The organism is Variovorax sp. SG517 (assembly GCF_013376045.1).
In the GTDB taxonomy this organism is placed as follows: domain Bacteria; phylum Pseudomonadota; class Gammaproteobacteria; order Burkholderiales; family Burkholderiaceae_C; genus Variovorax.
Window position 1 is genome coordinate 36173 of sequence record NZ_JABMJG010000004.1, and the last position, 21819, is coordinate 57991.

The 21819-nt window shown below is 69.2% G+C and carries 19 protein-coding genes; 11 read left to right on the forward strand and 8 right to left on the reverse strand.

Going from position 1 to position 21819, the window contains the following annotated elements; translation table 11 throughout:
• Positions 1-7 precede the first annotated feature (7 nt).
• A complete protein-coding gene (locus tag FHT32_RS12845) occupies positions 8-2074 on the reverse strand; it encodes a PEP/pyruvate-binding domain-containing protein (protein WP_176665028.1) in 2067 nt (688 codons plus the stop codon).
• A 140-nt stretch (positions 2075-2214) separates the two neighbouring features.
• Between FHT32_RS12845 and FHT32_RS12850 the strand changes: the two genes are divergently transcribed.
• Entirely contained in the window at positions 2215-4131 is a 1917-nt protein-coding gene (locus tag FHT32_RS12850) for a DUF6600 domain-containing protein (protein WP_176665029.1), read from the forward strand.
• Between the two features lie 10 nt (positions 4132-4141).
• Here FHT32_RS12850 and FHT32_RS12855 read toward each other — a convergent pair whose 3' ends face one another.
• Positions 4142-4426 (reverse strand): zinc ribbon domain-containing protein, encoded by a 285-nt coding sequence (locus tag FHT32_RS12855; RefSeq protein WP_176665030.1) that lies wholly within the window; start codon positions 4424-4426, stop codon positions 4142-4144.
• 172 nt (positions 4427-4598) lie between these two features.
• On the opposite strand from FHT32_RS12855, the gene gorA reads away from it, so the two are divergent.
• Complete coding sequence (gene gorA, locus FHT32_RS12860; protein WP_176665031.1) at positions 4599-5966, forward strand: glutathione-disulfide reductase; 1368 nt, start codon at positions 4599-4601, stop codon at positions 5964-5966.
• 15 nt (positions 5967-5981) lie between these two features.
• On the opposite strand, the gene FHT32_RS12865 is transcribed toward gorA, so the two are convergent.
• The 3 genes from FHT32_RS12865 to FHT32_RS12875 form a co-directional block, all read right to left on the reverse strand.
• Complete coding sequence (locus FHT32_RS12865) at positions 5982-7895, reverse strand: DUF3857 domain-containing protein (protein ID WP_176665032.1); 1914 nt, start codon at positions 7893-7895, stop codon at positions 5982-5984.
• A gap of 108 nt (positions 7896-8003) precedes the next feature.
• Positions 8004-8918, reverse strand: coding sequence for a ketopantoate reductase family protein (locus FHT32_RS12870; protein WP_176665033.1), 915 nt, complete (start codon positions 8916-8918; stop codon positions 8004-8006).
• 67 nt (positions 8919-8985) lie between these two features.
• Positions 8986-9900: a LysR substrate-binding domain-containing protein gene (locus tag FHT32_RS12875; RefSeq protein ID WP_019657775.1), complete on the reverse strand. Its 915-nt coding sequence runs from the start codon at positions 9898-9900 to the stop codon at positions 8986-8988.
• 166 nt (positions 9901-10066) lie between these two features.
• Here FHT32_RS12875 and FHT32_RS12880 point away from each other — a divergent pair, with 166 nt between their 5' ends.
• From FHT32_RS12880 to FHT32_RS12915, 8 genes are all read left to right on the forward strand, one after another.
• The gene (locus FHT32_RS12880) at positions 10067-10852 is read left to right on the forward strand and encodes an ABC transporter permease (RefSeq protein WP_176665034.1); all 786 of its coding nucleotides are present in this window, start codon (positions 10067-10069) and stop codon (positions 10850-10852) included.
• A 19-nt stretch (positions 10853-10871) separates the two neighbouring features.
• Positions 10872-11900 carry an ABC transporter ATP-binding protein gene (locus tag FHT32_RS12885; RefSeq protein ID WP_176665035.1) on the forward strand — a complete coding sequence of 343 codons (1029 nt, stop codon included), beginning with the start codon at positions 10872-10874 and terminating at the stop codon, positions 11898-11900.
• A 22-nt stretch (positions 11901-11922) separates the two neighbouring features.
• A complete protein-coding gene (locus FHT32_RS12890) occupies positions 11923-13002 on the forward strand; it encodes an extracellular solute-binding protein (RefSeq protein ID WP_176665036.1) in 1080 nt (359 codons plus the stop codon).
• Between the two features lie 6 nt (positions 13003-13008).
• On the forward strand, positions 13009-13833 hold the full coding sequence (locus FHT32_RS12895) for an ABC transporter permease (RefSeq protein ID WP_176665037.1): 825 nt from the start codon (positions 13009-13011) through the stop codon (positions 13831-13833).
• The gene (locus FHT32_RS12900; RefSeq protein WP_176665038.1) at positions 13781-14335 is read left to right on the forward strand and encodes a TIGR00725 family protein; all 555 of its coding nucleotides are present in this window, start codon (positions 13781-13783) and stop codon (positions 14333-14335) included. The genes FHT32_RS12895 and FHT32_RS12900 overlap by 53 nt, the downstream gene beginning before the upstream one ends.
• A 50-nt stretch (positions 14336-14385) precedes the next feature.
• A complete protein-coding gene (locus FHT32_RS12905) occupies positions 14386-15903 on the forward strand; it encodes an AMP nucleosidase (protein ID WP_176665039.1) in 1518 nt (505 codons plus the stop codon).
• 138 nt (positions 15904-16041) lie between these two features.
• Positions 16042-17055: a tripartite tricarboxylate transporter substrate binding protein gene (locus tag FHT32_RS12910; RefSeq protein WP_176665040.1), complete on the forward strand. Its 1014-nt coding sequence runs from the start codon at positions 16042-16044 to the stop codon at positions 17053-17055.
• A 140-nt stretch (positions 17056-17195) separates the two neighbouring features.
• On the forward strand, positions 17196-18191 hold the full coding sequence (locus tag FHT32_RS12915) for a Bug family tripartite tricarboxylate transporter substrate binding protein (protein WP_371132175.1): 996 nt from the start codon (positions 17196-17198) through the stop codon (positions 18189-18191).
• Between the two features lie 12 nt (positions 18192-18203).
• Here FHT32_RS12915 and FHT32_RS12920 read toward each other — a convergent pair whose 3' ends face one another.
• The gene (locus FHT32_RS12920) at positions 18204-18908 is read right to left on the reverse strand and encodes a helix-turn-helix transcriptional regulator (RefSeq protein ID WP_176665042.1); all 705 of its coding nucleotides are present in this window, start codon (positions 18906-18908) and stop codon (positions 18204-18206) included.
• A gap of 83 nt (positions 18909-18991) precedes the next feature.
• On the opposite strand from FHT32_RS12920, the gene FHT32_RS12925 reads away from it, so the two are divergent.
• A complete protein-coding gene (locus tag FHT32_RS12925) occupies positions 18992-20164 on the forward strand; it encodes a cytochrome P450 (protein WP_176665043.1) in 1173 nt (390 codons plus the stop codon).
• Here FHT32_RS12925 and FHT32_RS12930 read toward each other — a convergent pair.
• Together FHT32_RS12930 and FHT32_RS12935 are read right to left on the reverse strand one after the other, a co-directional pair.
• Positions 20122-21114, reverse strand: a complete 993-nt coding sequence (locus FHT32_RS12930; protein ID WP_176665044.1) for a pyridoxamine 5'-phosphate oxidase family protein — start codon at positions 21112-21114, stop codon at positions 20122-20124. The two genes, FHT32_RS12925 and FHT32_RS12930, sit on opposite strands and share 43 nt — an antisense overlap.
• Positions 21111-21785, reverse strand: a complete 675-nt coding sequence (locus FHT32_RS12935) for a glutathione S-transferase family protein (protein ID WP_176665045.1) — start codon at positions 21783-21785, stop codon at positions 21111-21113. The genes FHT32_RS12930 and FHT32_RS12935 overlap by 4 nt, the downstream gene beginning before the upstream one ends.
• Positions 21786-21819: the final 34 nt, after the last annotated feature.

The following is a 21819-nucleotide window of genomic DNA, read 5'->3' on the forward strand; positions in this document are numbered from 1 at the left end:
GGCGGCCTCAACGCCGCCTCTCCACATACGGCCGCGCCTGCAGCAGCACGATCCTGTCCCCCACCGTCGCCCACTCGATGTCCTGGTCGACACCGTTGAAGGTGCGCTTGACCGCCGCGCCCACGTTGGCAAGCCGCACCACAAGCTCGTCGGTCAGCACGTTGCGGCCGGCTTCTACCGGCACTTCCTTCACGCCGCCGTCCTTGTCCAGCTGCAGCGCGGTCTCTTCGGCCGAGCGGCTGAGCACCTGGATGGCCTTGGACCAGCTCGAGTACATCACCTGCTCGGCCACGCGGCGGCCCTCGACCACGCGAATGCCGATGCCGCGCTTGGCGGAGATGTAGGTGATGTGCGGGTGCCCGGCGTCGAAGGGGTCGCGGGTGATCATCACGCCGGCGTTGGTCGAGTCGATGGCGGTCTGCACGAACACGCCCATGAGGACCGATTCGGCGCCGAAGCCGGCCGCCGTGCGGGCCTCCCATGCCTCGGGGTTGAACACCGAGGCCCAGACCTTCTTCACGGCCACTTCGAGCGCGTCGCCGGTCTTGACGTTGGGCACGGTGGTGTAGAGCCCGGCACCGCTGAAACCGGGCAGGTCCTCGGAATTGGACGAGCTGCGCACGAACACGCCGCCGCCTCCGAGCTGCGACTGCCATGCGGCGCGCCAGCCGGCCGCAGTGGCGGCATCGACGGGCCATTGCACGATCTCGTCGCGCAGCTGCGCCAGCGCCTTCTGGCGCACCTTCGGATCGCTCGCGAAGCCGGGCTGCTGCTGCATGCGCGCGATGCGCTCGGCCAGGCCGTTGGCGCGCATGAAGCGGTCGTAGTGCGCGAAGGGAATGCAGAAGCCGTCGGGCACCGAGGTGCCCGGGATGTGCGCGGCCTGCATGGCGCCGAGGTTCGCTGCCTTCACGCCGCACTGCGCACTGTTGCGCGCGCGCAGCGAGGCCAGCGGAAGCAGCCGGTTTTCGCGCAGGTCGGGCTTGATGGCGCGCGCGCTGCCGGGCACGGCGCCAGCAGCGCCGGCAGCGGCGGTGCGCACCGCACGCGGCGGCAGAGCGGCGATCTCCTCCGCCGTGAGCCGGCGCACCTGGTAGCCCGAGCTGGCCACCTTCAGCGCCACCCACTGGCCGGCGTGCTCCTTCAGCACGGCGGCGGCGTCGCGCACGTAGGCGTTGGGAATGCCCCAGCCCTTGGCCAGCAGGTTGACGTGCGAGAGCGCGGTCGAGGGCCGCTCGGTCAGCACGGCCGCAACAGGCGGCAGGCCGATGGGCACCTGCCGCAGCACGGCGATGTCGTCGGGCAGCAGTGCGTTGATGCCCGATTCATCCTCCACGATGCGCACGCGGCCGGTGGCGGTGCCGAGGTTCATCGGCAGGAAGGGCTGCTCGCGGATCAGCGCCTCCTGGCTCACGAAGTCGATGCCGGCTTCCTTCGCCACGCGCTCGTGCAGCGTGGAGTTGGTCTTGAACTTCACCGGACCGAAGAAGCTGGCCCTGACCTGCTGCTCGGCCTGCCGCAGCAGCGGCGCCGTGAGCTTGTCGCCCTCCCAGAATTCGTAGGTGAAGCTGCCGATGTTCTGCTGCCAGCTCAGCGTGCCGAACAGGAAGCGGCGGTCGGGCACGAGGTAGTTGCGGTCGATCTCGCGCTTGCCGGCGCCGGGCGCGAGCCGCGTGTCGCGCAGGAAACGCACGTGCAGCTGGTAGCGCGGCGTATCGATGTAGTACATGCGCAGCGGCTTCGCCTGCCGGTCGACCACGAAGAGCACGTGCGCGAGCTGCATCGGCGTGCCGGCGTCGTAGACGCGGGCGAGCTGGTCGAAGTCGCCCTGGCTGCGCAGCGCGGGCAGCGACGAAGGCACCGAGGGGCGCGGCACCAGCTGCGCGGCGGGGCCTTCGGGCGGCTGATTCTGTGGCTGGTTCTGTTGCTGGTAGTACGACGGCTTGCGCGCCAGCTGCGCATTGGCGGGCATGGCCGCCAGTGTTGCCGCAGCAGCAGCCATGCAGAAAACGATCGCGCTACCGTTTTTGAAGCGCGGTTTGCCCGTGGGCCGTGTGTTGTTCTGGTTTTTCATGGGGTGTCCCTCCTTACAGCCGGTTGCCGAATGCACGCGCGCTTCACCAAGCAGGGGATGCGCGGTGACAGCGGTAGCGGATTCTCGCGCGTTACAACTCCAGCGCTCGCACATCGTCCCGAGGATCAGAGAACAACGCCATGAACCAACCCGCCCCTTCCATGCTTGCCGCGCCACGCCGATGGCTGCTCGGCATCGCGCTGCTGTGCGTGGCCTTCGCAGCCAGCGCGCAGCAGGACCCGCCCGGCCGCATCGCGCGGCTCAACTACCAGCAGGGCACGGTGAGCTTCGCGCCCGCCGGCGCCGACAGCTGGTACGACGCGCAACCCAACCGCCCCCTCACCACCGGCGACCGGCTCTGGACCGACCGCAATGCGCGCGCCGAGCTGCACGTCGGCTCCGCGGCGCTGCGGCTCGACGGCCAGACCCATGTCGAATTCACCGAGCTCGACGACGACACGGCGCGCATCACCTCGAACCAGGGCAACCTGCAGCTGCGCGTGCGCGACGATCTCTCGGGCCAGCGCTTCGAGGTCGACACCGGCAACCTCGCGGTGGTGATCGACGAGCCGGGCGAATACCGCATCGCCGCCGATCCGGCCGCCGGCACCACCTGGGTGGCGGTGGCCTCGGGCCGGGTCACGCTCCATGGCGAGAACGGGCAGTCGCAGTCGCTGGGCGCGCGCCAGCAGCTCACGGTGGCGGGCCGCGATCTTTCCGCCGTGGGCGGCGCGCCGCAGCAGGGCGGCGGCTTCGACGCCTGGGTGGCCGAGCGCAACCGCATCGAGGACCAGTCGATCTCCGCGCGCTACGTGTCGCGCGACGTGGTCGGCTACCAGCAGCTCGACGCGTACGGCGACTGGCAGAGCGACCCGACCTACGGCGACGTGTGGTTCCCGCGCAATGTCGATGCCGACTGGGCGCCGTACCGCGACGGCCAGTGGGTTAACGTCGCGCCCTGGGGCCTGACCTGGATCGACGCCGCGCCCTGGGGCTTCGCGCCCTCCCACTACGGCCGCTGGGCGCGCGTGGGCCCGCGCTGGGGCTGGGTGCCCGGTCGGCCGAACGGGCGGCCCGTGTATTCGCCGGCACTGGTGGGCTTTGTGAACGGCGGCGGCAGCGCGGGCGGCGCCGGCGGCGTCGGCTGGTTCCCGCTGGCCCCGGGCGAACAATGGCGCCCCGGCTACCGCGCGAGCCAGCGCTACCTGGACCAGGTCAACCGCATGGCCATCTACAACCGCCAGGCGCTGCGCAGCGACTTCTATGCCAACCAGCAGATGCCGGGCGCGGTGACCGTGGTGCCCGCCGACCGCTTCGGCCGCGGCCCTTTCGGACGGCGCGACCTGATGCGGCTGCCGGACGACCGCTTCTCGCGCGGCCCGGTGGCGCCCACGCCGGGCATCAACGTCAACGCCTTCGGCGGCTTCGGCCGGCCCGCCGCGGTGGTGCCGCCGGCCGCTGCGCTGGTGGCGCGACAGCAGCAGATCCAGCTCCAGCAGGCGCAGCAGCAGCAACTGATGCAGCAACAGCAGCAGATGGAATGGCAGCGCCAGCAAGGCTGGAGGCAGCAGCAGGATTCACGCCAGCAGCAGGACTGGCGCGCGCAGCAGGAATGGCAGCGGCGCGGCGAGCAGGAACGCTGGCAGCACCAGCAACAACAGCAATTGCAGCAACAGCAGCTGCAACTCCAGCAGCAACAGGCACTGCGCCAGCAGCAGGAAATGCAGCAGCGCGCCGCGCAGGCGCAGGCCCTGCAGCAACAACAGCTGCTCCAGCAGCAGCAAGCGCAGCAAATGCAGCTCCAGCAGATGCGCGCGGCCCAGCAGCAGGCATTGGCGCAGCAACAGCAGCTTCGCCAGCAGCAGGAGATGCAGCAGCGTGCCGCGCAGATGCAGCAGCAGGCACAGGCTCAACAGCAGGCCTTGCAGCAGGCCCAGCTGCGCGCGCTGCAGCAGCAGCGCGGCATCCAGCCGGCGGCGCCCCAGCCGCAGCCGCAACCCGGCCAGCGCGGTGACGATCCGCGCCGGCTCTGGACCTCGCCGGACTCGCGCCAGTAGCGGTAGCGCTTCAGCCGCGCGGCGCGGCTTCCGAAGGCTGGCCGCACTGCGCGCAGAACTTCGCGCCGGCCTGCATCGCGGTGCCGCACTGCCTGCAGGCCGCCGGCTGCATCGAGCCGCCGCATTGCTGGCAGAAACGCGCGTCCGGGCCGTTGACTGCGCGGCATGCGGGGCATGCGCTACCACCGCCTCCTCCTGTCGGCGGCGCGCCGTTGCCGTATCCGCCGTGGTGGCCTCCACCGCCGCCGTGCCGCGATCCGCCGTGGCCTCCAAAAAGTCTTTCAAGCATGCCCATGTGCATCTCCCTGGAAACAGGCTGTCCGTGGAAGCGTCGCCGACGGCGATGAACTCCCGCGGGGCCCGGACGCAGTGGAATCCCTGAACCAGCTCCAGGGTCAAGCAAGCCCCGACGAAAGCGCCGGCTTCGTCCCGGCCGCTACAGTCGGCGGCCAAGGAGCAAGCCTTTCATGCCCACATTCGACTTCGATCTCTTCGTCATCGGCGGCGGCAGCGGCGGCGTTCGCGCCGCGCGCATGGCGGCGCAGACCGGCGCCCGCGTCGCCCTCGCCGAGGCCGCCGAGCTCGGCGGCACCTGCGTCAACGTGGGCTGCATTCCCAAGAAGCTCTACAGCTACGCGGCCGGCTATGCCGAATCCTTCGAGGAGGCCGCGGGCTACGGTTGGAAGCTGCCCGAGGCGCCGCAGTTCGACTGGGCGCACCTGAAGGCGCAGCGCGCAAAAGAGATCGCCCGGCTCAACGGCATCTACGCCTCGCTGCTGAAGAACGCGGGCGTCACGCTCGTCACCGGATGGGCCCAGCTGGTCGATCCGCACACGGTGGAGGTCGACGGCAAGCGCCACACGGCGCGCCACCTGCTCGTGGCCACCGGCGGCACGCCCTTCGTGCCCGACATCCAGGGCCGCGAGCACGTCGTGACCTCCGACGCGATGTTCGACCTCGACCCGTTCCCCAAGCGCCTGCTGGTGGTGGGCGGCGGCTACATCGCCTGCGAGTTCGCATCGATCTTCAACGGGCTGGGCGCCAAGGTCACGCAGCTGCACCGCCGCGCGCACCTGCTCACCGGCTTCGACGACGACGTGCGGCAGTTCCTGGCCAACGAGATGGGCAAGGCCGGCGTCGACGTGCGGCTGAACTGCGATGTCGCATCGGTAACCCGCGGCACGGGCGGCACCGGCGGACTCACGGTCACGCTCGCGCGCGGCCAGCAGATCGAGGCCGACACGGTGCTCTTCGCCACCGGCCGCGTGCCCAACACGCAGGGGCTGGGCCTGGAGGCGGCGGGCGTGGCGCTCGACGAGCGCGGCGCGATCGCGGTCGATGCGCACTACCGCAGCTCGGTGCCGTCGATCTATGCGGTGGGCGACGTCTCCACGCGCGTGCAGCTCACGCCGGTGGCGCTGGCCGAGGCGATGGTGGTGGTCGACGAGCTCTTCGGCAAGGGAAAGCGCCGGCTCGACTACGAGTTCATTCCCACCGCCGTGTTCACCCACCCGAACATTGGCACCTGCGGCTACACCGAGCTCGACGCGCGCGCGAAATTCGGCGAAGTGGCGGTGTTCTCCAGCGAATTCAAGTCGCTGCGCCACGCGCTCTCGGGCCGCAGCGAGCGCACCTTCATGAAGCTGGTGGTCGACAAGGCCACCGATCGCGTCGTGGGCCTGCACATGGTGGGCGCCAATGCCGGCGAAGTGGTGCAGGGCTTCGCGGTGGCGATGCGGGCGGGAGCGACGAAGGCGATCTTCGACAGCACGGTGGGCATCCATCCCACGGCTGCCGAGGAGTTCGTGACGATGCGCGAGCCGATGCCTGGTTAGCCCGCCGGCGAAAGCTCAACGCGACTTGCGCTTGTAGAAGACCTGCGACTTCAGGTTCTGCGCAATCGGCTCGACTTCGGACTGCCAGCCGTTCAGGAAGTCTGCTGTGCAGACGCCCTCCGGCGTCTTGTCGAACAGCTCGCGCACAACGCGCACGCCGGTCTTCGTTCGCTTGTAGCTGCTCGCAAACTCGAGATACCGGCCACGCTTAGTCAAAGACTCCGGCAGTTGGACGAAGCTCACACCCGGTGCCAGTTCGATGTCGTAGCTCTCTCCAGTCTTGAATCCGGTGCAGTAGTGGCGGCGCGTGACCGAAGCCTGATCTCCCTTGAACGCAAAACGAGAAACAGACAGCGGCAGATTGGCAACGGGGGTCAGCCGGAAGGCCCCTGAGGTCCCGGCTTGCAGATAGTTGTCTATCTCGAAGGTGAAGCCGAACGAATACTCGTCCGCCAGGGCCTTGGCGTCGGACAGATCGCCGCGGTCGAGCTCACCTTTGCCCTTGAAGCCGGAGGCCGACAGCGTGCGCCGCACGAAGTCGCGCACCGCGGTCGCCTTGAGATCATTCATGTAGGCGCGCCATTGTGCAGCTTGTGTTCCCTTGAGGCTGACCTGTATATCGCCTGTCGCGCTGCCGTCGGCGCCGACGCGCAGTCTGGTTTGCACATGCTGCTGCTTCCGGTCAGCGGGCAAGGGCGGAATCGTTGCCAATACCGTGGGCGCGCCCACATGGAGGACGGGTTTGCCGTGCGAACCACTTGGCAGGTAGCCAAACGGAATGTCCTTGGCAGTGGCGTCCAGGTAGATCTTCCAGTCGGGCAGATAGTTGATGACGTGGTTGACCATCGACACAACAGGCGTAGCCGGCAGATCGAGCTGGCTGCCGGCATTGATCAGCACCTGTTCGCCCCGGATGCCTGCCGCGCGCCACAGAGCCTGCAGCAAGGTCGCGTGATCCTTGCAATCGCCCATTCTGTTTTCGAGCACCGTATCGGTATCTCGCGGCACGACCGCGCCCACGCCGATGCAGTTGCCGCCGTAGGTAATGTTGCGGGACACCCATTCGTAGAGCAGGCGGGCGCGCACGAGGGGATCCGCCTGATCGCCCACGATGGACTTCGCCAGGGCAGTCACCCGGTCATTGGGCTCGGCCTTGGGCAACGCGCGGTCGCCATAGGCCTTGGCGATGGACTCGTAGTTCGGGAAGGTGCTCACCATCAGCACGGGGAATTCCTCAAGGCGCCAGATGCCTTCGTCGGCTTCGTCGTATGTCCGCGGCGAAGGATTGCGATAGCTCCACGTGCGCACCTGCAGGCCTCCGTCTTCGCCGGCGGCTTCCTCCTTCAGGTTGTGGCTTTCGAACTTCAGATCGAGTGCCTTGGAGAAACGGACCGTGATCCGGGCATCTTCATAGACGCTGTAGGGCGAGAAGGCTTGAACGACCGAGAATGCGCCCGGAAAGATCGGCTCCTTGTCGGCGATACGGTATTTCACGCCGACCGTGTCACCCACGGCCACGTCCGGAAACACCACGGAGAGACGCGTGTAGTCGGAGAAGAGCGGCTTCGCCCCATCACGTCCGTTGTTGACCTCGGTCTGATAGTTGGTCGGAGGCGCCGCGATGCGCCGCCCATCGGCCTTCAACGTATACGCCTCCAGAATTTCGCCCTTCTGGATGCTTGTGCTGTACGAGAAAGTCGCGGACTTCATGTCCTCCAGCGCACTCGAATGAACAATCTGGGTCGCCGATGTGTAGGTTGTTGTGGACCGACCGTCGGGCGCCACCTCGTAGTCCGCATACCACTGCTTTGAAATAGAGTGGGCCTGCTGAGGCTCGGCGGCCTGCGCCACCGTGGTGACAGCCAATGCGGCAAGCAGGCAAAACTCTCCCCATGGCCACTTGATGGCCCGCTGCATCCGTTCGAACATGAACTCCTCCAGAGCTTCTCTTATGGGAACGGGGCGACATATCCCCGCTCACGACGCCCTTGAGGGCGCGTTTCAAAATGATACGAGAAGTCGCGTTTCAGCCAAAGACTAGGAGCGGGTTCCGTGCTGCTGCTTGTCCTCGAGCAGCTTCACCATCACGAACAGCACGCGGTTCGCCGGCGTGGGCACGCCCAGCGCCTCGCCGCGACGCACGATGAGGCCGTTGAGATGGTCGATCTCGGTGGGCCTGGCGCGCGCGAGGTCCTGCGCGGTGGAGGAGTACTGCGACGGCATGGTCTGCGCGATGGCGCGCACGGCGGCGTCGGTGTCGCCGACCACGTCCACGCCCTCGGCCTTCGCGACCGCGAGGCATTCGGCCACCACGTCGCGGATGACGTCGGCCACGCCGGTGCCCTTCACGAGCACGCCGTAGGGCAGCTGCGTGACGGCGGAGAGAGCGTTGTAGGCGCAGTTGAGGATCAGCTTGGCCCAGAGCGATCCGCGCACGTTGGACGATATCTGCGTGGGCACGCCGGCGGCCTCCAGCTGCCGCGCCACTTCCTCGCTGCGGGCCGAGGGCGCGATCACCAGCTCGCCGCGGCCGTGGTGCTTCACGTGGCCGGGGCCGGCCATCTCGGTCGCGACGTAGACGACGGCCGCGGCGACTTCGTTCGACGGCGGCAGCACCGAGCGCACGCGCTGGTCGTTGTCCACGCCGTTCTGCAGCGTGAGCACCAGTGCGCCGGGGACGAGATGCGGCCTGATCTGTTCGGCGGCCGCTTCGGAGTCGGTGGACTTCACGCAGAAGAGCACGAGGTCGGCGCCCTGCACGGCCGAAGCCTCGGTGCTCGCGGCAACGCGCACGTGCTCGTCGAAGGCCTTGGTCTCCAGGCGCAGGCCCCGGGCGTTGACGGCCTCCACATGCGAGGGCCGGCCTACCAGCACAACCTCATGCCCGGCGCGCGCGAGCATCGCCCCGTAGTAACAGCCGACCGCGCCGGCTCCCATGACTGCGACTTTCATCGGTTCGTTTCCTTGCTTGTCCGTACGAAGGGCAAGCCTAGCGAAGATGGCGCCTTCATGCCTCGCTTCATGCCTCAGTTTCCACGCCGCGCGATTTCAGCCCCTCGTCGAGCAGCCATTCGCGGAACGCCGCGAAGGCCGGCAGGTCGAGGCGGTCGGGCCGATAGCACAGGTAGTGCCCCTGGTTCACGCTCACGGGCGTGCCGCAGGGGCTCAGCAGTGCGCCTTCGGCGAGCTCCTCCTGCACCAGCAGCTTGGGCACGAGGCCGATGCCCAGTCCGTTGAGCGCCGCCTGGATCAGCGCCGAATACTGGGCGAAACGCGGTCCGGCCACGGTCTGCACCTCTGGCACGCCATGCTGCACGGCCCACAGGCGCCAGGCGGTGGGGGCGCCCTCGTGGTGCAGCAGCGTGTGGCCGACGATGTCGGCGGGCTGCGCGATGCGGTGGCGCCCTTCCACCAGCGAGCGCGCCACGATCAGCACGAACTCGCGCCCCGCGATGTATTCGGACACCACGCCGGGCCAGCCGTCGGGGCCGTATCGGATGGCGGCGTCCACGCCTGCCGGGATGCCGTCGCTGGGCTCCAGGTGGCGGCTGAAGCTCAGCATCACGTGGCGGCTTTTCTGGCTGAAGGCGGGCAGGCGTGGAATGAGCCACTTGGTGAGGAAGGTGGGCACGCTCGCCAGCGTGAGCAGGCCGGCGCCAGCGTCGCCCGAACGGGCCTCGAAGGTGGCGGTCTCGATGGCGCGCAGGCCGCCGGAGATCTTCTGCCAGTACACGCGCCCCTGCGGCGTGAGCTGCACGCCGCGCCCGTTCTTCTGCAGCAACTCGCGGCCCAGGAAGGCCTCGAGCCCCGCGATCTGCTTGCTGACCGCGCTCACGGTGATGCACAGGGCGCCGGCCGCGAGCGTGATGCTCTGGTGGCGCGCCACGGCGTCGAAGGCCAGCAGTTCCTGGATGGTGGGGCAGTCGCGCTTCATGCATGGCCTCGCTTCATGAAAGCTGCGTGAAAAACGCTTTCCGATTGCTCAAATGTCGTCATCCAACTTTCACCCATAAGTACGCACGCGGTTCCTAGAATTCGAGGCGGCGCGGCGGCATGGCCGGCGCGAACAGTAGCGCATCCGGAAAGTATGCCGGGTGTCCATGACATTGGAGACAAACTTGGTTCGCGTCATCTCGCTCGTCTACGGCCTGTACCTGCTGCTGCCCATCGCGCTGCTGCTGGTCGGCAGCGTGGGCGGCAACTGGACCAACACGCTGCTGCCCACGGGCATCACCGGGCAGTGGTATGCCGACCTCTGGCTCGACACCTCCTTCCGCAAGGCCTTCGTGAGCAGCCTCGTGGTCGCCATGTCGGCCTGCGCCATCAACACCGTGCTGGCGCTGCCGCTGGCCTATGCGCTGTACCACGGCGCGCGGCGCGGCGGCAGCCTGGCGGCGCGCATCGTGAGCGCCACGCCGGTGGCGGTGCCGGCAATCACGCTGGCCTTCGGCTACATGATCGTCTTCAACACCGACCTCGCGCCTTGGCTGGGCTCGATGCCGCTCCTGATCGCGGCGCACGCGATCCTCACGCTGCCCTACCTTACCAACACGCTGCTGACCGATCTGCGCCACCTCGACCTCGGCCGACTGGAGCAGGCGGCCGCCACGCTCGGCGCCTCGGGCTGGCAGCAGTTCACCGGCATCGTGCTGCCCAGCCTGCGCCAGAGCCTGATCAGCGGGCTGGTGATGGTGGCGGCCATCTCGGTGGGCGAGTTCGGCGTGTCGAACCTGCTCACGAGCTTCCAGAACCGCACCTACCCGGTGGTGCTGCTGCAGGCCTTCTACGGCGCGACGGGCTTCGCCTGCGCGGCCACGGTGATCCTGCTGGTGCTGGCGAGCGCGTCGGCGCTTCTTTCCTCCTCCCTCGTGAAGCAACGCGCATAAGCGGCAGAACCGATACGCCATGAGCCTCCTCCTCGACAAGGTCAGCTACAACTACCCCGGCAGCACGCACGGGCTGCACGACGTATCGCTGGACGTGCGCACCGGCGAGCTGGTCGCGGTGATCGGTCCCAGCGGCTCGGGCAAGTCGACGCTGCTGAAGCTGGTGTCGGGCCTGGAGACGGGCCACACCGGCCGCATCGCGCTCGACGGCGAGGACATGTCGCGCACGCCGGTGCACCAGCGCCACATCGGCATGGTGTTCCAGAGCTACGCGCTCTTTCCGCACCTGAGCGTGCTCGACAACGTGGCCTACGGCCTGAAGCTGCGCAAGGTGGCCACGGCCGAACGGCACCGCCGCGCGCAGGAGCTGCTCGACATCGTCGGACTGGGCGAGTTCTCGCGGCGCGCAGTGGCGCAGCTCTCGGGCGGGCAGCAGCAGCGCGTGGCCCTGGCCCGCGCGCTGGCCATCGACCCGCGCGCCCTGCTGCTCGACGAGCCGCTCTCGGCCCTCGACGCCAGCGTGCGCGGCCACCTGCGCGACCAGATCCGCGCCATCCAGCAGCGCTTCAACGCCACGACGCTGCTGGTCACGCACGACCAGGAGGAAGCGCTGGCCATGGCCGACCGCGTGGCGATGCTGAAAGACGGCCGGCTGCTGCAGATCGCCACGCCGCGCGACATCTACGAGAACCCCGCGAGCCGCGCGGTGGCGGAGTTCGTCGGGCTCTCGACGATCCTGTCCGCGAAGGTGGCCGCGCCCGGCCGCCTGGACATGGGTTTCGCCGAGCTCTTCGCCGACACCGGCCAACGCCCCTTCGGCAGCGAAGTGCATGTGCTGGTGCGGCCCGAGCACGTCCGGCCCGACCCGGCCGCCGACGCCGTGAACCGGCTCGCGGGCCGCACCGGCGCGCAGCGCTACCTGGGCGCGCTCACGCGCTACGACTTCGAAGTGCCGGGCGCGGGCAAGCCCTTCCTCGCCGAATCGGCGATGCCGGCGGCAGAGGCCATCGCCATCGCTCCGGAACACCTCCGTTTACTGGACCACTGAACCCATCCTCCAAGGAGCCACCATGCAACGCAGACATCTGATCCAGGCCGCCGGCGCACTGCCGCTGGCCACCCTCGCGGCCCGCACCGCATTCGCCTTCGACGGCCCCGAGCTCTACGCCGGCGAGAAGGCGCTGTACGCCGAGGCGCAGAAGGAAGGCCTGTGCGTCTCCTTCGACACCGGCCCCGAATGGGCCAACTGGAAGTCGCTGTTCCGCGACTTCAAGAAGCGCTATCCCGAGATCGAGCTGACCTACAACGACATCGGCTCCGCCGCCACCGTGGTCTCGCTCGAGAAGACCAAACGCCGCCCGCAGGCCGACACCGCCTACTACTTCGCCGCCTCCGCCGTCGACGCCGCCAAGAAAGACGTGGTCGCGCCCTTCAAGCCCGTCAACTTCGACAAGCTGCCGGCCGTGTTCCGCGAGGCCGAGGGCCGCTGGTTCACCATCCACACGCTCAACATCGCCTTCCTGGTCAACAAGAAGCTGGTGAAGAACGTGCCCACCGGCTGGGCCGACCTGCTCAAGCCCGAGTTCAAGAACACGGTCGTGTACCTCGACCCGCGCTCCACCGGCATCGGCCAAGTGCTGACCTTCGCGGCGGCCTACGCCAACGGCGGCAGCGTCGACAACGTGCCGCCCGGCACCGACTACCTCGGCAAGCTGCATGCGGCCGGCAACGTGCTGCGCGTGGAAGGCACTACGCCTTATGCCAAGTTCCTGAAGGGCGAGATCCCGGTGTGGATCAGCTACGAGAACGACGGCCTGAAGGCCAAGCACGTCGACGGCATGGGCGACGCGGTGGAAGTCGTGATTCCCAAGGAAGCCAGCGTGGCCGCGCCCTATGCCATCAGCCTCGTGAAGAACGGCCCGAACCCGAACGCCGGCAAGCTGTGGCTCAACTTCATCATGAGCGAGGCCGGCCAGTCGCTGTTCGCCCAGGGCTTCGTGCGCCCTGCAGTGCCGGGTACGCCGCTGTCGGCCGACGTGGCGGCGAAGATGCCGGCCGCGCCGCAGATCAAGCCGCTCGACGTGGTGAAGGCCTCGGAGCGCAAGGCGGAAGTCGACAAGCTCTGGGCGCAAGCCGCACTGGGCAAGTAGGCAGCCATGCGACGCTTTGGCGCCTGGCCCGCGTGGGCCTTCATGGCGCTGTTCTTCGCGGTGCCGCTGGCGGCGCTGCTGCCCGAGGCCTTCGGCGAGGGCGGCAGCGCCTTCGGCCGGCTGTTCGGCAACCCGCTGTTCTTCGGCGCGCTGCGCAACACGCTGGCGCTCGGGCTCGCGGCGGGTGCCATGTCGGCGCTGGTGGGCACGTGCATCGCGATCGAGCTCGCGCGCCAGCCCGAGGGCCGGCGGCGCTGGATGATGACGCTGCTGGGCCTGCCGCTGGCCTTCTCGGGTCTGGTGATCGCCTACGGCTTCATCCTGGCCTTCGGCCGTGCGGGCTTCGTGACGCAGCTGCTCGCGGGCCTGGGGGCGGACCCGGCGGCCATCGGCAGCTGGATCTACAGCGTGTCGGGCCTGGGTTTTGCGTATGCCTATTACCTGATTCCGCGCGTGGCGCTGTCGCTGTACCCGGTGTTCGCCAACCTCGACCTGCGCCCGGTGCAGGCAGCGCGCACGCTGGGTGCGTCGAAAGCGCGCGCCTTCTGGGACACGGTGGTGCCCGAGGTGATGCCCTCGGTGCTGTCGAACGCCTGCATGGTGGCCGCGATCGCGATGGGCACCTACGGCACGGCGCTGGCGCTCGTGGGCACGCAGCTCAACATCCTGCCGCTGATGCTGCTGGCGCAGGTGGGCGACGGCGGTTTCGATTTCGCGGTGGCAGCGGCCCTGTCGCTGGTGCTGATGGTTGTGTGTGTGATCGTGATGGGAGTGGGCGATGTCTTTACGCGAAGGCGCGAGCGCGGTGGCGCTGCCGGCGCAGGTCACTGAGGCGCTGGCGCGCCTAGCGCAGAAGCAGAAGGGGCCGCAGCGCCACCGCCAGCCGGTGGCCATCATCGGCCCCGGCGACGGCGGTGCGGCCGAATGCGAAGCCGCTTATGCGGTGGCGCACGCGCTGGCCGGCGCGGGCATGGCCGTGGTCTGCGGCGGGCGCGGCGGCGTGATGGCGGCGGCCTCGCGCGGCGCCGCGGAAGCCGGCGGCATCGCCGTGGGCATCCTGCCTGAGGACGACGACCGCAACGCCAACGAGTGGCTCAGCGTGGCCATTCCGACCGGCATGGGCGAGATGCGCAACGGCATCGTCGCGCGCAGCGGCGTGTGCCTGGTCGCCATCGGCGGCAACATGGGAACGCTGTCCGAGATGGCACTGGGTCTCAAGTGGGGCAAGCCGGTGTTCGTGATGCATGGCGACGTGGCGCTGCCGGGGGCGGTGCAGGTCTCGGACGTGAACGAGATGCTGGCGAAGGTGCTGGCCTGCCTCCTGGACGACTGACCCCCAACCGATCACTGACTGACCGGGCAGCCGCATTGCACAATGCCGCCATGCCCTACATGCCAACTTTCGTCGCCCCCGCCCGCTTCACCGACGCCGCCGCGGCGCTCGAACAGGTCAAGTCCATCTACAACGGCGGCCTGGCCCATTTGCGCGAATCGATGCTGCGCTTCGTCGCCGGCGAGGAACTGCCGGGGCGGGTGCGGGCCTGCTACCCCTTCGTGCGGGTCCACACCCACACCGTCTCGCGCCACACGCCGCCGGCCAACGCCGGCCTGAGCTACGGCTTCGTGGCCGGCCCCGGCCGCTACGAGACCACGCTCACGCGCCCCGACCTGTTCGCGCGCTACTACCTCGACCAGTTCCGGCTGCTGCTGGAGAACCACCAGGTTGAGCTCGAGGTGGGCACCAGCACGCAGCCGATCCCGATCCACTTCTCCTTCGCCGAGAACGACCACATCGAAGGCACCATGAGCGCCGAGCGCCGCGCCCTCATGCGCGACGTGTTCGACCTGCCCGACCTGGGCGTGATGGACGACGGCATCGCCAACGGCACCTTCGAGGCGCGAGACGGCGAGGCTCAGCCGCTGTCGCTGTTCACCGCCGCACGGGTCGACTACTCGCTGCACCGCCTGCGCCACTACTCGGGCACGGCGCCGGAGTGGTTCCAGAACTTCGTCCTGTTCACCAACTACCAGTTCTACATCGACGAGTTCGTGCGCCTGGGCCACGAGGCCATGGCCGACGAGAACAGCGAGTACGTCGCCTTCATCGAGCCCGGCAACGTGGTCACGCGCCGACGCGGCCTGCCCGCCGGCTCGAGCGCCACCTACGGCCACCTGCTCGACGGCAGCCAGGGCACCGCGCCGCCGCGCCTGCCGCAGATGCCGGCCTACCACCTGGTGCGCGAGGACTGCAGCGGCACCACCATGGTCAACATCGGCGTCGGCCCGGCCAACGCCAAGACCATCACCGACCACATCGCGGTGCTGCGCCCGCACGCCTGGATGATGCTGGGCCACTGCGCGGGCCTGCGCAACACGCAGCAGCTCGGCGACTACGTGCTGGCCCACGCCTACGTGCGCGAGGACCACGTGCTCGACGAGGAGCTCCCGCTGTGGGTGCCCATTCCGGCGCTGTCGGAGATCCAGCTCGCGCTGGAAAAAGCCGTGGCCGACGTCACGCGCTATGAGGGCCCCGACCTGAAGAAGATCATGCGCACCGGCACGGTGGCCAGCACCGACAACCGCAACTGGGAGCTGCTGCCGGGCAACCAGCCGCAGCGCCGCTTCAGCCAGAGCCGCGCGGTGGCACTCGACATGGAAAGCGCGACCATCGCGGCCAACGGCTTCCGCTTCCGCGTGCCCTACGGCACCCTGCTGTGCGTGAGCGACAAGCCGCTGCACGGCGAGATCAAGCTGCCCGGCATGGCCAACCATTTCTACCGCGAGCGTGTGGAGCAGCACCTGCGCATCGGCATGCGGGCCATCGACATCCTGCGCGAGGAAGGCTCGTCGCGGCTGCACAGCCGCAAGCTGCGCAGCTTCGCCGAAGTGGCGTTCCAGTAATGGCATTCCCCTAAGAAGAATGGCTCCAGCAGGGGCCGGCGAGGGCGCGGGCCTCAGGGTTTGTCCTGCCCGAAGCCGCGCGGGAATGGCGCTTTTCGCGGACATCATCCGGTCTATCCCACGACAACCGGAAAGAAGATGACCCAGTCGCGCTCCGTTTCCTCCATCTCCCGCCGCAGTTTCTCTGCATGGATCGCGGCCTCGGCCGCGGCAGTCGGCGGGGGGCACGCCGCCCTGTGGCCGCGCGCGGCCCACGCGGCCGATGCGCCGCTGAGCAACAGGCTGCGCATCGTGATTCCCGCCAACGAGGGCGGAGGCTGGGACCAGACCGGCCGTGCGCTGGGTGCCGCCATGCTGGCATCGGGCGCGGTCGGCAGCGTGGTGTATGAAAACGTCGGCGGCAAGGGCGGCACGATCGGGCTTGCGAAGTACGTCGAGAAATATGACGCCGACCCCGACACGCTGTTGATGAGCGGCATGGTCATGGTCGGCGCGGTCGCGCTGCAGAAGCCCACGGTCACCATGGCCAACATGGCGCCGATCGCCCGCCTCACCAGCGACTATGAGGTGATCGCGGTGAAGGCCGACTCCCCCATCAGGACGCCGAAGGACCTGATCGCGCAGCTGCACGCGGACGCGGCCAACACCGTCATCGCGGGCGGCTCGGCCGGCGGCGTCGACCACATGTACGCCGGCATGCTGGCGCGCGTGGCCGAGGCCTCGCAGTCGCTGGTCTACCAGGCGCACCCCGGTGGAGCGGAGGTGGTCGAGGCGCTGGAAAGCGGCAAGGCCGCCGCGGGCATCTCCGGCTACAGCGAGTTCGCGGAGAGCCTGGCCAGCGGCAAGCTGCGGGCCATCGGCGTGTCGTCGAAGCGGCCGTTCCAGGGCATCGCCTCGGTGCGCGAGCAGGGCGTGGAGGCCGACCTCGCGAACTGGCGCGGCGTGCTCACCGGCCGCAAGGTGCCGCCGTACCGCAAGGCGGCGCTGTTGACAGTGGTGAAGCGCGCCACCGCCACCGACACGTGGCAGAAAGCCATCAAGCAGAACAACTGGGACCCGTTCTGGCTGGAGGGCAAGGAGTTCGAGAGCTTCCTCGAGACCGACACGGCGATGGCCGGCCCGCTGATCTATCTGCTGAAGCTGAAAGCCTGAGCGTTCCGGGCCCTGGCAGGACACGGCCGCCTGGTCGTTTGTTCGGGTTTTCCCCGATCAGGCGACACCGGCTTTTGACATGGTTTTCGTCCATCATCCCGTTACTTTTACGGGGAGATTGAAACAAAATGACGCATTCCATGCCAACCGACCTTTCTCGTCGCGGTTTTGCCGCACTCTTTGCGTCGGCCGCCGCGGCGGGCGCGGTGCCCGCTTCGCTCTGGCCCGCCGTGTCCCGTGCGGCCGAGCCGCAGCTGATTCCGAAGCTACGCATCTTCATTCCCGCCAATGAAGGCGGCGGCTGGGACCAGACCGGCCGCGCCCTCGGCGCCGCCATGGTCGCTTCCGGCGCGGTGGGCGACGTGGCCTACGAGAACCTGGGCGGCAAGGGCGGCACCATCGGCCTCGCGAAATACGTCGAGAAGTACGACGCCGATCCCGACACGCTGCTGATGAGCGGCATGGTCATGGTCGGCGCGGTCGCGCTGCAGAAGCCCGCCATCACCCTCGCGCAGGTTGCGCCGGTGGCGCGCCTCACCAGCGACTACGAGGTGGTGGCCGTGAAGGCCGACTCGCCCATCAAGACGCCGAAGGACCTGATCGCGCAGCTGCGCACCGATGCCGCGAAGACCGTCATCGCGGGCGGCTCGGCCGGCGGCGTGGACCACATGTACGCCGGCATGCTGGCACGCGTGGCCGGCAACGCCGGCGCGCTGGTCTACCAGCCGCACCCGGGCGGCGCGCAGGTGGTCGAGGCGCTCGAATCGGGCAAGGCCGCCGCCGGCATCTCGGGCTACAGCGAATTCAGCGAACAGCTCGCCAGCGGCAAGCTGCGCGCCATCGGCGTGTCGGCCAAGCGCCCCTTCCAGGGCATTCCGTCGGTGCGCGAACAGGGCGTGGACGCCGACCTCGCCAACTGGCGCGGCGTGCTCACCGGCAAGAAGGTCACGGCCGAGCGCCGCGCCGTGCTGCTCGAGGCGGTGCGCCGCGCCACCACGGCCGAGGTCTGGCAGAAGACCATCAAGCGCAACAACTGGGACTCGTACTGGATGGCGGGGAAGGACTTCGAGAGTTTTCTCGATCTCGATACGGCGATGGCCGGCCCCTTGATCTACCTGCTCAAGCTCAAAGCCTGAACGCTTCGCGCTTCAGGAAAAAAGCTCCGGCATCTCCCGCTGCGCCTCCGGCGTCAGCGTGAGCGCGCGCCCGTCCAGCTCCTGCCTCGCCCATCCGCGCTTCAGCGAGAGCTGCAGCCATGCCGCGCCCAGCGCGCCCCCCAGGTGCGGGCGGCGTTCGCTCCAGTCGAGGCAGGCGCAGGCGAAGCGGCGGCGTGAGCGGCGCACGGCGTCGATCTCCACGCCCAGGCTCTCCAGCGCGATCGCGCCTTCGGGCGTGAGCTCGTACGAGCCGCTGTGCAGCCCGCTGAGCCAGCCCTGCGCATGCAGGCGGTCGTGCAGCGCGACGCCGGCCGTGCCCGCCATGTGGTCGTAGCAGGTGCGCGCGCTGCGCAGGCGGCTGGGTGTGCTGGGCTTGAACTCGGGCGCTGGCGGCGTACGGGGCGTGCCGGCCACCACCATCAGGCTTTCGAGCGCGGAGGCGACGTCGTCGTTGGCGAGGCGGAAGTAGCGGTGCTTGCCTTGCACCATCACGTCGACCAGCCGTTCCTCCTTCAGGCGCGCCAGATGCGCGCTGGCGGTGGACGCGGCCACCTCGGCAACGGTGGCGAGCTCGGTGGCGGTGCGTGCGTGGCCGTCCATCAGGCAGCTCAGCATGCGGGCGCGCGCCGGCTCGGCGATGGCGCCTGCGAGGCGGGCAAGCTGGAAGTCGGCGGAGGAGGAAAGGGTGTCGTCCATGCGCCGATCCTAAGACGGCGGCGCACGCCACACTTCGTTCTCGGGCGAAGTGTGGTGGCCGCATCGATCGCACACTGGCGCCCATGAACCAAAGCCCCACGCACTACGCCCTGCCTGCCGATCCGGTCGCGGCAGCCACCCACGCCGATCCGTATCCGTACTACGCGACCCTTCGCGACGGACCGCCGCTCGCGTGGAACGAGAAGCTGCGCCTTTGGGTTGCGAGCCGCGCCGACGTCGTCGAGCAGGTGCTGCAGGCCCACAGCGCGCTGCGCGTGAGGCCGGCCGCCGAGCCGGTGCCGCGCGCCATCGCGGGCAGCCCGGCCGGCGAGGTGTTCGGCCACCTGGTGCGCATGAACGACGGCACCGCGCATCAGGCGCACCGGCCCGCGCTGCAGCGGGCGCTCGCCGGGCTCGACCTCGACGCTGTTCATGCGGCCGCCCTGCAGGTCGCGCAACGCGTGCCGCGGGAGCAGGCGCTGTCCGATACGCTGTTCTCGATGCCCGTGCAGACCGTCGCGCACCTGCTCGGCTTTGCCGACGAAGCGCTGCCGCAGGTGAACCGGTGGATGCGCGACTTCGTGGCCTGCCTGTCGCCGCTCTCGACGCCCGATCAGTTGCAACGCGCGAGCACCGCCGCCGCGGAGCTGATGACGCGCTTCGAGACCCTGGCAGCCGGCACGCCGCCCCAGCACGGCACGCTGCTCGCCGCCGTGCTGGCGCAGAGCGCGGGCGACGCGCCGCTTTCGCGCTCGCTGCTCGCGAACCTCGCCGGCCTGCTTTCGCAGACCTGCGACGCCACGGCGGGGCTGGTCGGCAACAGCCTGGTCGCGCTGATGCGCGAGCCTTCGCTGCTGCCCTCGACCGGCACGCGCGACGGCCTCCGGGCCATCGTCGAGGAAACCGCGCGGCACGATCCGTCGGTGCACAACACGCGGCGCTTCGCCGCCGAGGCCGTCACCATCGCCGGCACCGAACTGGCTGCGGGCGATGCGGTGCTGGTGCTGCTGGCCTCGGCCAACCGCGACCCGGCCTTCAATCCGGAGCCCGACCGATTCATGCCGGTGCGCGCACGGCGTCGCATGCTCGGCTTCGGCCACGGCATGCACGCATGTCCCGGACAGGCACTGGCCTGCACGCTGGCGGCGGCCAGCCTGCACACGCTGCTGCATCGCGGCCTCGACCTCGATGCGCAGCGCCTGCGCGGCTGGAGCTACCGTCCGTCGGTCAACGGGCGCATTCCAGTGTTCCACTGACCGGTGCCCGCGAGGTGCGGCGACAGCTGCGCCTCGCCCCAGCGCAGCGGCAGCGCTCCCGGGCGGCGCAGCGCATGCTCGACGTGGAAACGCACCAGACGCTCGGCCCCCTCGAACGCGTCCACCTCGGGCCCGTTCCAGATGATCTCGGCCGTGGCCGCCACATGCAGCAGGTCGCCGCTGTCGAAGTCGACGAACAGCAGCCCGGCGCGCGGATGCGCCGCCAGGTTGCCCAGCGTGTTGAAGAAGCGGTTGCCGTTGAAGTCCGGCAGCGTGAGCGTGTCGTCGCCATCGATGCGCACGAAGCCCGGCCGGCCGCCGCGATGCGACACGTCGACACCATGCGAGCTCGCATCGGCCGCGTCGCCTGTCGCCGCCTCGTCGGGATAGGCGGTGGCGATGAACAGCGTGTCGGCGCTGCCGATGAGGCGGTGCGCCGCCAGGTCGAACCGGTCGAGCCACTGCGCCTGCGGTGCCGCGCCGGCGCGCGGCGGCACGAACACCGGCTCGCGCGCCTGGATGTAGCGCGGGCAGTTGCCGAAGCTCTGCTGCACCGCGACCATGAAGCCCGCATCGTCGAGCGCCTCGACCGTGCCGTTCATGCGGTTGCGCCGCCGCGTGTGCGGCTGGATGCCGAGCAGGCCCAGCGTGGCGCCCTGCTTCAGCTGGCCGACAAGAGGATCATCCGCCGCCGGCAGCGCATCGACGCGCAGGTGCGTGGGGTCGGGCGAGTGCACGAAGCCGACGGGCGCGGCGAGCACGCTGGCCCAGGGCTGCAGGTTCTCGTCGATGCTGCCGGCCACGATGAACGGCAGCAGCTCGAAGAAATCGCGATGCTGGTCGGGCATGTAGTCGCGGATCACGCGGGGCCCGGCGACCTCCATCTGCTCGCGCGAGCCCGCCAGGGCCTGCAGCGCGCGCTCGCCCGCGTGGAAAGGCGCGGCGATCATGAGCCGACCCCCACCGCGGGTGCCGCGGGGGCTGCGGGCGTGCGCACCATCGGCACGAAGCCCGGCAGCGCCTCCACGCGCCCGAGCCATTCGCGCACCTTCGGATAGCCGTCGAGCGACACGCTGCCTTCGGGCGCGCGTGCCACGTACGCGTAGTTTGCGATGTCGGCCAGCGTGGCGGTCGGGCCCGCGAGGAAGGGCTGCTGCTCCAGGTGCATTTCCATCACCGACAGCAGCGCGTGCGAGCGCTTGACGATCTCCGTCGGGTCGGCCGGATGGCCGAACAGCGCGATGACCCGCGCCGCCGCCGGGCCGTACGCCAGCGGACCAGCCGCCACCGAGAACCAGCGCTGCACGCGCGCCGCGCCGACCGCATCGCGTGGCATCCAGCGCGAGGGATCGGTCGCATAACGTTCGTTGAGGTAGACCAGGATGGCGTTGGAGTCGGCCAGCGTGACCTCGCCGTCCTCGATCACCGGCACCTGACCGAAGGGATTGCGCGCCAGGAACTCCGGCGTGCGGTTCTCGCGCTTGCGCATGTCGATCTCGACGCTCTCGAAGGGCAGCCCGAGCATCGCGAGGAAGAGCCGCACGCGATGCACGTGGCCCGAGATGGCGGAGCCGTAGAGCTTGATGGGCTGCACAGGTTGAGAGAGGCGGGCGGCGGTCATGGACGATTCCTTTTCTGCGAAGAGTTGGGGCATG

Coding starts and splice junctions, on each gene's coding strand:
- FHT32_RS12930 (WP_176665044.1), bottom strand. CDS start 21,114: ATGATCGCCGCGCCTTTCCACGCGGGCGAGCGCGCGCTGCAGGCCCTG.
- FHT32_RS12855 (WP_176665030.1), bottom strand. CDS start 4,426: ATGGGCATGCTTGAAAGACTTTTTGGAGGCCACGGCGGATCGCGGCAC.
- FHT32_RS12920 (WP_176665042.1), bottom strand. CDS start 18,908: ATGGACGACACCCTTTCCTCCTCCGCCGACTTCCAGCTTGCCCGCCTC.
- FHT32_RS12905 (WP_176665039.1), top strand. CDS start 14,386: ATGCCCTACATGCCAACTTTCGTCGCCCCCGCCCGCTTCACCGACGCC.
- FHT32_RS12850 (WP_176665029.1), top strand. CDS start 2,215: ATGAACCAACCCGCCCCTTCCATGCTTGCCGCGCCACGCCGATGGCTG.
- FHT32_RS12890 (WP_176665036.1), top strand. CDS start 11,923: ATGCAACGCAGACATCTGATCCAGGCCGCCGGCGCACTGCCGCTGGCC.
- FHT32_RS12885 (WP_176665035.1), top strand. CDS start 10,872: ATGAGCCTCCTCCTCGACAAGGTCAGCTACAACTACCCCGGCAGCACG.
- FHT32_RS12865 (WP_176665032.1), bottom strand. CDS start 7,895: ATGTTCGAACGGATGCAGCGGGCCATCAAGTGGCCATGGGGAGAGTTT.
- FHT32_RS12845 (WP_176665028.1), bottom strand. CDS start 2,074: ATGAAAAACCAGAACAACACACGGCCCACGGGCAAACCGCGCTTCAAA.
- FHT32_RS12895 (WP_176665037.1), top strand. CDS start 13,009: ATGCGACGCTTTGGCGCCTGGCCCGCGTGGGCCTTCATGGCGCTGTTC.
- gorA (WP_176665031.1), top strand. CDS start 4,599: ATGCCCACATTCGACTTCGATCTCTTCGTCATCGGCGGCGGCAGCGGC.
- FHT32_RS12925 (WP_176665043.1), top strand. CDS start 18,992: ATGAACCAAAGCCCCACGCACTACGCCCTGCCTGCCGATCCGGTCGCG.
- FHT32_RS12875 (WP_019657775.1), bottom strand. CDS start 9,900: ATGAAGCGCGACTGCCCCACCATCCAGGAACTGCTGGCCTTCGACGCC.
- FHT32_RS12910 (WP_176665040.1), top strand. CDS start 16,042: ATGACCCAGTCGCGCTCCGTTTCCTCCATCTCCCGCCGCAGTTTCTCT.
- FHT32_RS12915 (WP_371132175.1), top strand. CDS start 17,196: ATGCCAACCGACCTTTCTCGTCGCGGTTTTGCCGCACTCTTTGCGTCG.
- FHT32_RS12870 (WP_176665033.1), bottom strand. CDS start 8,918: ATGAAAGTCGCAGTCATGGGAGCCGGCGCGGTCGGCTGTTACTACGGG.
- FHT32_RS12935 (WP_176665045.1), bottom strand. CDS start 21,785: ATGACCGCCGCCCGCCTCTCTCAACCTGTGCAGCCCATCAAGCTCTAC.
- FHT32_RS12900 (WP_176665038.1), top strand. CDS start 13,781: ATGTCTTTACGCGAAGGCGCGAGCGCGGTGGCGCTGCCGGCGCAGGTC.
- FHT32_RS12880 (WP_176665034.1), top strand. CDS start 10,067: ATGACATTGGAGACAAACTTGGTTCGCGTCATCTCGCTCGTCTACGGC.